The organism is Streptomyces sp. SID11385 (assembly GCF_010548245.1).
GTDB lineage: Bacteria > Actinomycetota > Actinomycetes > Streptomycetales > Streptomycetaceae > Streptomyces.
The window spans coordinates 1-7,116 of the sequence record NZ_JAAGLR010000502.1 but is presented as its reverse complement, the minus strand read 5'-3'; the positions used below and the strand labels follow the sequence as shown (position 1 = coordinate 7,116).

Annotated in this window: 6 protein-coding genes; 5 read left to right on the top strand and 1 reads right to left on the bottom strand. The window is 71.0% G+C overall.

Annotation, left to right across the window (positions count from 1 at the left end; all coding sequences use genetic code 11):
- On the top strand, positions 1-616 hold a 616-nt coding region (locus G3I42_RS15635; protein ID WP_164286424.1), incomplete at its 5' end, for an EF-hand domain-containing protein.
- A 13-nt stretch (positions 617-629) separates the two neighbouring features.
- On the opposite strand, the gene G3I42_RS15630 is transcribed toward G3I42_RS15635, so the two are convergent.
- Positions 630-2,270: an endo-1,3-beta-xylanase gene (locus G3I42_RS15630; protein WP_164286422.1), complete on the bottom strand. Its 1,641-nt coding sequence runs from the start codon at positions 2,268-2,270 to the stop codon at positions 630-632.
- 387 nt (positions 2,271-2,657) lie between these two features.
- Here G3I42_RS15630 and G3I42_RS15625 point away from each other — a divergent pair, with 387 nt between their 5' ends.
- The 4 genes from G3I42_RS15625 to G3I42_RS15610 all read left to right on the top strand — a co-directional run.
- Entirely contained in the window at positions 2,658-3,938 is a 1,281-nt protein-coding gene (locus tag G3I42_RS15625; protein ID WP_164286420.1) for an ABC transporter substrate-binding protein, read from the top strand.
- Between the two features lie 169 nt (positions 3,939-4,107).
- Positions 4,108-5,058 (top strand): sugar ABC transporter permease, encoded by a 951-nt coding sequence (locus G3I42_RS15620; protein WP_164286418.1) that lies wholly within the window; start codon positions 4,108-4,110, stop codon positions 5,056-5,058.
- 62 nt (positions 5,059-5,120) lie between these two features.
- Positions 5,121-6,035, top strand: coding sequence for a carbohydrate ABC transporter permease (locus G3I42_RS15615; RefSeq protein ID WP_164286416.1), 915 nt, complete (start codon positions 5,121-5,123; stop codon positions 6,033-6,035).
- A gap of 62 nt (positions 6,036-6,097) precedes the next feature.
- Positions 6,098-7,116, top strand: a 1,019-nt coding sequence (locus G3I42_RS15610; RefSeq protein ID WP_203606858.1) for a glycoside hydrolase family 43 protein, incomplete at its 3' end; no start/stop codon positions are given.

The window sequence follows — 7,116 nt, the reverse complement described above, 5'->3', positions numbered from 1 at the left end:
GCACGAGCGGCTGCGGCGGGCCGGCGCCCTCGTCCGCCTCCTCTCGCCCCTGCCGGTGCCGGCGCCCGCCCCCGCTGCCGCGCCCGTGCACAGTGGCGCGGAGGAGTTCTTCCGCGACGTGCTCGACCAGACCGGCGACGGGTATCTCGACTGGCCGGATCTCGCCGCCATGGCCAGGGAAGTGGCGACGCGGCTCGACCTCGGCGAACCGGAGGAGACCCGGCTGTACGAGGCGTTCGCGGGCTGGTGGCGCGAGCTCCAGGCGGCACTGGACACGGACGGCGACGGGCGGGTGAGTGCGCGGGAGTACGCGAGCGGCGCCCCCGGTCTCGCCGGACCGGCGCTCATCCGGGTCGCCGAGGTCCTCTTCGCGGCGACCGACGCCGACGGGGACGGGCGGATCGACGCCGAGGAGTACCGCGCGCTCTTCCGCACGGCGTTCCGCCGCGAAACGGCGGGCGCGGACGGCTCGGCCGGAGCGGGCAACGCGGGCGGGCCGGACGGCACGGGCGGCGCGGACACGTACGACGGCGCCGCGTTCGTCCGCGCCTTCGTGTCGTTCATGTCCGGCCGCCTGCGCTCCTCGCCGTTCGGTCCCCTGTTCCGTCAGCCCTGAGCGGGCCCGGGGGTCAGGAGGCGCGGTAGGTGTACGTCGGGGTCGACTCCTGGGCGGTCTTCCCCTGGGGGAGGTAGTCGAAGGAGTACGAGAGGCTGTCCCCCGCGCGGAGGGCGACCGGCAGCTCCCAGCGGCCCGCCCCGGCGTTCCAGGTGAGGAAGTAGTTCTCCTGGGCGGCGCCGTTCTTGCGGTAGTGGACGGTGACCCAGGTGGCGCCGTCGCTGCCGGGCTTGAACCAGACGGCGGGCTGGCCGCCGGCCGTCACCCCCTGCGTGAAGGCACCGTTCCCGGGATTCGTCCCGCCCCCGTTGCCGGGATCGGTGCCGCCCCCGTTGCCCGGGTCCGTACCGCCGCCGTTGCCCGGGTCCGTACCACCGCCGGTGCCCGTGCCGCCGACCCACTGGCTTCCGCGCAGTTCGGCGAGGAAGCGGTCGAGGATCACCGGGTCGGCCTGGACGCGGGCGTCGCCCCAGTAGCCGTTGGCGCAGCCGGTGCCACCGGCGTTCGCGCCGTCGGCGCACTGCCACTGGGTCTGGGAGTCCCAGTCGGTGTTGATGTAGGCGGCGGCGCGGATGACGTCGCGGTTCGCGGCGATGAAGGAGAAGTAGGGCTTGTACCACTCGTTCCAGCGCGCGTCGGAGTTCGCCGCGACCGGGCCCTTCTTCATGATGCAGCTCTTGGTCGCCGCGCCGTTGTCGTACCCCTGCGGCGAGGACTCCGCGATCATCACGGGCTTGCCGCGGCCGCGGGCGAAGTCGAGCACCCGGTTCTGGAGCCCGGTGGGCGAGGTGTCGTACGCGGAGCAGCCCCACTGGGTCGCGAGCGAGCCGGAGGTGTAGAAGGCCGAGAGGCCCACCCAGTCCACGTACTGGTCACCGGGGTACCAGGCGTCGTAGTGGGCCGGGTCGGTGACGACGTAGTTCCACTCGGGGTGGTCGGTGTTGGTGTTGAGCGGCCAGGCGGCGGTCTGCCACACGGTGGCGACCTTGGTGGCGCCGAGGGCGTCGATGCGGCCCTTGATGTACTGGAACGCCTTCTTGTAGTAGTCGGCGTTGTAGCAGTTCCACGGCCCGTCGAACTCGTAGCCGATGCGCAGGAAGACCTGCCGGTCGTAGCCCTTGAGCTTGCTGACCATGTCGTCGACCTTGGCCCGGTACTGCGCCGTCAGGCTCGGGTTCCCCGAGGTCACGTCGCTGTCGTTCGTACCGATGATGGCGCGCAACGGCTGGTTGTTGCAGCCGCTCGTCGCGTCGGAGAGATAGAGGCCGACCGCGAGGGCCGCGCCGGGGTATTGCGCCAGCGTGCTGTTGAAGTCGACCGTGCCGGAACCCCAGTTGACGGGGCCGTTCATCCCGGCGAGCGGCTCGGGGCTGCCGCCGAGGACGAGGTTGGTGTACAGGGTGACGCCCCCGGGCTTCGGGGCGTCGAGCGAAGTCTTGTCGAGGACGTCGCGCTTGTAGGCGGAGAGCGTGTCGCTGTCCTGGCCCATGACGGAGAGGACCTTGCCGTCCGCGGGCAGGTTGCGGCCCGAAACGGTGGCGGCGGCAGTCCCGGAGGCCGCGGCCTGGGCCGGGGCGGCGAGGCCGAGCGCGGCGAGCGCGCCGACGGCGATCCCGGCGCACAGGACGCCGGCTCGTCTTCGGATGGAACGCATACGGATGCTCCTGGTGAGGAGGTGCGGGTGGGCAAACGGAATGGTGAGAGCCCGTCAGGCATCCGTCAATCCTTCCCGTAAGTTTTCGTGAATCCGGGCTGGCCGTACGGCCGGTCCCGAAACTTTCAGCGGGTCCCCGGGCCGCGTTCGGGGTCGGTGACCAGCTCGCTCCACCTCTTCGGCCTGCGCAGGTGGTCGATAACGGGGATGCTGCGGATTAACGAAACTTCAACGAAACTATTGACAGTCAATTTCGCCGGACGGCACCTTGTGCGTGCCACGCAGCGTCCCGGAGCCCCGCTCCGGAGCGAGTGCCGGGCGCTCCCCCACGCCCCGGGCCGCAAGGGCCACCCCTGTCTGTTCCGCATCCGCACCTCGGAGGTCCGTATGGGCTCCTCGTACGTCCGCAGTTCACTCGCCGCCGGCGCGGCACTCGGCGTCCTTCTCGGTCTCGCCGGCTGCTCCTCCGACTCGGGCGGCTCCGGCGGCACCACGCTCACCGTCGCGACGTTCAGCGACTTCGGGTACAAGCCGCTCTTCAAGGAGTACGAGAAGGCGCACCCCGGCATCCACATCAAGGAGCGCGTCTCCCAGCTCGACCAGCACCACAACAGCCTCTCGACGCAGCTCTCCTCGGGCAGCGGCGCGGCCGACGTGGTCGCGATCGAGGAGGGGTACATGCCCAAGTTCCGCACCGTGAAGGACAAGTTCGTCAATCTCGCGCAGTACGGCGGGGAGAAGCGCGAGAGCGAGTACCTGCCGTACAAGTGGTCGCAGGGCACGGCGGACGGCGGGAAGTTCGTCATGGGGTACGGGACCGACGTCGGCGGCCTCGCGATCTGCTACCGCAAGGACCTCTTCCAGCAGGCCGGGCTGCCCACCGACCGCGACGAGGTCGCCAAGCTGTGGCCCACGTGGGACGACTACTTCGCCACCGGGGACACCTTCCGCGAGAAGGTGAAGGACAAGGCATGGTTCGACTCGGCGGGCAACGTCTTCAGCGCCATGATGAACCAGACCGAGTACGGGTTCTTCGACAAGGACGACAAGTACATCGGCGACAGCAACCCGCAGGTCAAGACGGCGTTCACGAGCACCGCGAAGGCCGCGGCCGACGGACAGTCAGCGAATCTCGTGCCCTTCAGCCAGCAGTGGAACGCCGGGATCAAGCAGGGCCGCATGGCGACCATGACGTGTCCCGCCTGGCTCACCGGTCTCATCCAGACCGCCGCGGGCCCGGAGGGCAAGGGCAAGTGGGACATCGCCAAGGTGCCCGGTGACGGCGGCAACTGGGGCGGCTCCTTCCTCACCGTCCCCAAGCAGGGCAAGCACGTGAAGGAGGCCGCGAAGCTCGCCGCCTTCCTCACCTCGGCCGCCTCGGAGAAGAAGATCTTCCAGGGCCCGACCGGCTCGCTCCCCTCGCTCGTCGCGCCGCTCGACGACCCGGCGGTCCAGGGCACCAAGCAGGAGTACTTCAACGACGCGCCCACCGGCCAGATCTTCGCCTCCTCGGCCAAGAGCCTCAAGCCGAGCTTCCGCGGCACCAAGGACCAGCAGGTGCGGCTCCCCTTCAACAGCGCCATCCAGCTCGTCGAGCAGCACAAGGCGAAGCCCGACGAGGCGTGGCAGAAGGCGCTCCAGGACGCGGAGAAGAACCTGAAGCACTGACGGCGGCGGCCGCGCGCCCTCCGGTGCGCGCCGCACGACGAGCACGGGCCAGGCGGTCCGTACGGGCCGCGCGCCCCGTACGGACCGCCCCGCCCGCCGTGTCCCACCTCCGCCGCCGCTCCGCGCGGCGGCGTCCCGTTCCCGTATCCCTGCCTCCCAGGAGGACTCCATGGCGGCCGACACCGCCGGTGCCGACGAGCGCCTCGGCACCACTCCACGACCGCGCGTGCGGCGCGGGTTCCTCGCCCCGTACAGCTTCGTCTCCCCGTTCTTCCTCGTCTTCGGGATCTTCGGGCTCTACCCGCTCGTCTACACGTTCTGGGTCTCCCTGCACCACTGGGACCGGCTCTCCGGGGACCAGGGCTTCGCGGGGTTCGGGAACTTCGCCGACCTCTTCTCCGACCACGACTTCTACACCGCGACGTTCAACACCTTCAGCATCTTCCTGCTGTCCACGGTCCCGCAGTTGCTCCTCGCACTCGCCGTCGCCTGGCTCCTGGACCGGCGGCTGCGCGCCCGGACCACCTGGCGCGCGCTCATCCTCGTGCCGCAGTACGTGTCCGTCGTCGCCGTCGCGCTCGTCTTCTCCCAGCTCTTCGGACGCGACTTCGGCGTCGTCAACTGGGTGCTCGAACACCTCGGGCTCATGGACGACCCGGTAGACTGGACGGCGGACACCTGGAGTTCGCACCTCGCGATCAGCTTCATGGTGATGTGGCGCTGGACCGGCTACAACGCGCTCATCTACCTCGCCGCGATGCAGGCCGTGCCGCGCGAACTGTACGAGTCGGCGATGGTCGACGGCGCCGGGCGCTTCCTCACCTTCCGGCGCATCACGCTCCCCTCCATCCGGCCCACCGTCCTGTTCACCGTCGTGATCTCGACGATCGGCGGGCTGCAACTCTTCGCCGAGCCCTTCCTCTTCGACCCGCAGGCCAACGCGGAGGGCGGCACCGAGCACCAGTTCCAGACCCTCACGCTGATGCTCTACAAGTACGGCTTCATCAACAACGACGCCGGTTACGCCTCGGCCATCTCCTGGGTGCTCTTCCTCGTCATCGCCCTCGTCGCGGCGATCAACTTCCTGCTCACGCGCCGGCTCGGCGCCACCGACCGCTGACCGTGCCGCTCCCGCGCGGGCCGCATACCGGTCCGCGCCCGGCCACCGAGAGGAGTGCCCCCGTGGCTCCCGTCACCACCGCCCCCGTCACCGAGACCCCGCCCGCCGCTCCGGCGCGCCGGGCCGCCCGCCCCGCCAAGGCGCGCGGCCCCCGCCACTTCGACAGCGCGGGCCCCCTCGCCTACACGATGCTCGCCGCCGTCGTCGTCGCCTCGCTCTTCCCCCTGTACTGGACCTTCGTCGTCGCCTCGCACGGCGACAACTCGGTGCTCGGCGGCGCGACGCCCTCGCTCGTGCCCGGCGGGCACCTGATCGACAACATCAAGCGCGTCTTCGACACGGTCGACTTCTGGAAGGCGCTCGGCAACTCCTTCACCGTCTCGGCGACCACGGCGATCAGCAATGTGCTGCTCTCCTCGCTCGCCGGCTACGCCTTCGCCAAGATGCGCTTCCCGGGCCGCAACGCGCTGCTCGTGGTCGTCGTCATGACCGTCATGGTGCCGACCCAGCTCGGCGTCCTGCCGCTGTACCTGCTCGTGACCGACATGGGCCTGTACGGGAAGCTCTCCTCGCTCATCCTGCCCGCGCTCGTCTCCGCGATCGGCGTGTTCTGGATGCGGCAGGCGATGGAGGAGAACATCCCCGACGAGCTGATCGAGGCGGCGCGCGTGGATGGCGCCGGTCCGCTGCGCAGCTTCTGGTACGTGGCCTGGCCGGGGGTGCGCTCGACGGCCGCCGTGCTCGGCATGTTCACCTTCATGGCCGCCTGGAACGACTACTTCTGGCCGCTCATCGCCCTGCCGCCCGAGAACGGCACCGTGCAGATCGCGCTCAACCAGCTCGCCGCCGGCTACTACACGGACTACACGCTCATGCTCGCCGGGGTCGTCGTCTCGGTGCTGCCGGTCCTCGCGCTCTTCGCCGTCCTGGCCCGCCGCATCGTCTCCGGCGTCATGGCGGGCGCGGTCAAGGGCTGAGCCCCCGCAGGCCCCCGCTCTCCGTCCCGTACGCACCCCGTACCCGCACACCTGAGGAATCGATGACCACCGTGTCCCCGACCGGGCCCGCGTCCCCGGCGCCCGGTGCCCACGAGCGCGCCACGATCAGCAATCCGGTGCTCGCCGGGTTCCACCCCGACCCCTCGCTGCTGCGCGTCGGCGCGGACTACTACCTCGCGACCTCGACCTTCGAGTGGCTGCCGGGTGTCACGCTGCACCACTCGCGCGACCTCGTGCACTGGCGGCCGCTCGGTGGCGCCCTCGACGAGGAGCGGCTGCTCGACCTCGTGGGCGTGCCGGACTCCGGCGGGGTGTGGGCGCCGTGCCTGTCGTACGCGGACGGCACCTATTACCTCGTCTACTCGGACGTCAAGAGCCTCGCGGGCGCGTACAAGGACGTGCACAACCACGTCGTCACCGCGCCCGCGATCACGGGGCCCTGGTCCGACCCGGCCCCTGCGCCGGGGCACGGCTTCGACGCCTCGCTCTTCCACGACGACCCTGCGCCCGGCGGCGACGGGCGCAGCTGGCTGCTGTGGCTGGAATGGGACCACCGGCCGGGGCACGACCCCTTCGGCGGCATCCTCCTCCAGGAGTGGGACCGCGCGGCACGCGCCGTCACGGGACCCGCGCACCGCATCTTCACCGGCACCGCGCTGGGGCGCACCGAGGGCCCGCACCTGTACCGGCGCGAGGGCTGGTACTACCTCGTGACGGCCGAGGGCGGCACCGGCTGGGAGCACGCCGTGACGGTCGCCCGTGCGCGCACGGTGACGGGCCCCTACGAGGCCGATCCGGCGGGTCCGCTGCTCAGTTCGTGGGAGGACCCGCAGCTCGCGCTCCAGAAGGCGGGGCACGGCAGTCTCGTCGAGACCCCGGCGGGCGAGTGGTACCTCGCGCATCTCGCGGCGCGCCCGTTCGGGACGCGCGGCGCCTGTGTCCTGGGCCGCGAGACCTCGCTCCAGCGCGTCGAGTGGACGGCCGAGGGCTGGCCGCGCGTCGTCGGGGAGGCGGGTACGGGGCGGCCCGCGCTCCGCGTCCCGGCCCCGCGCGGCACGGG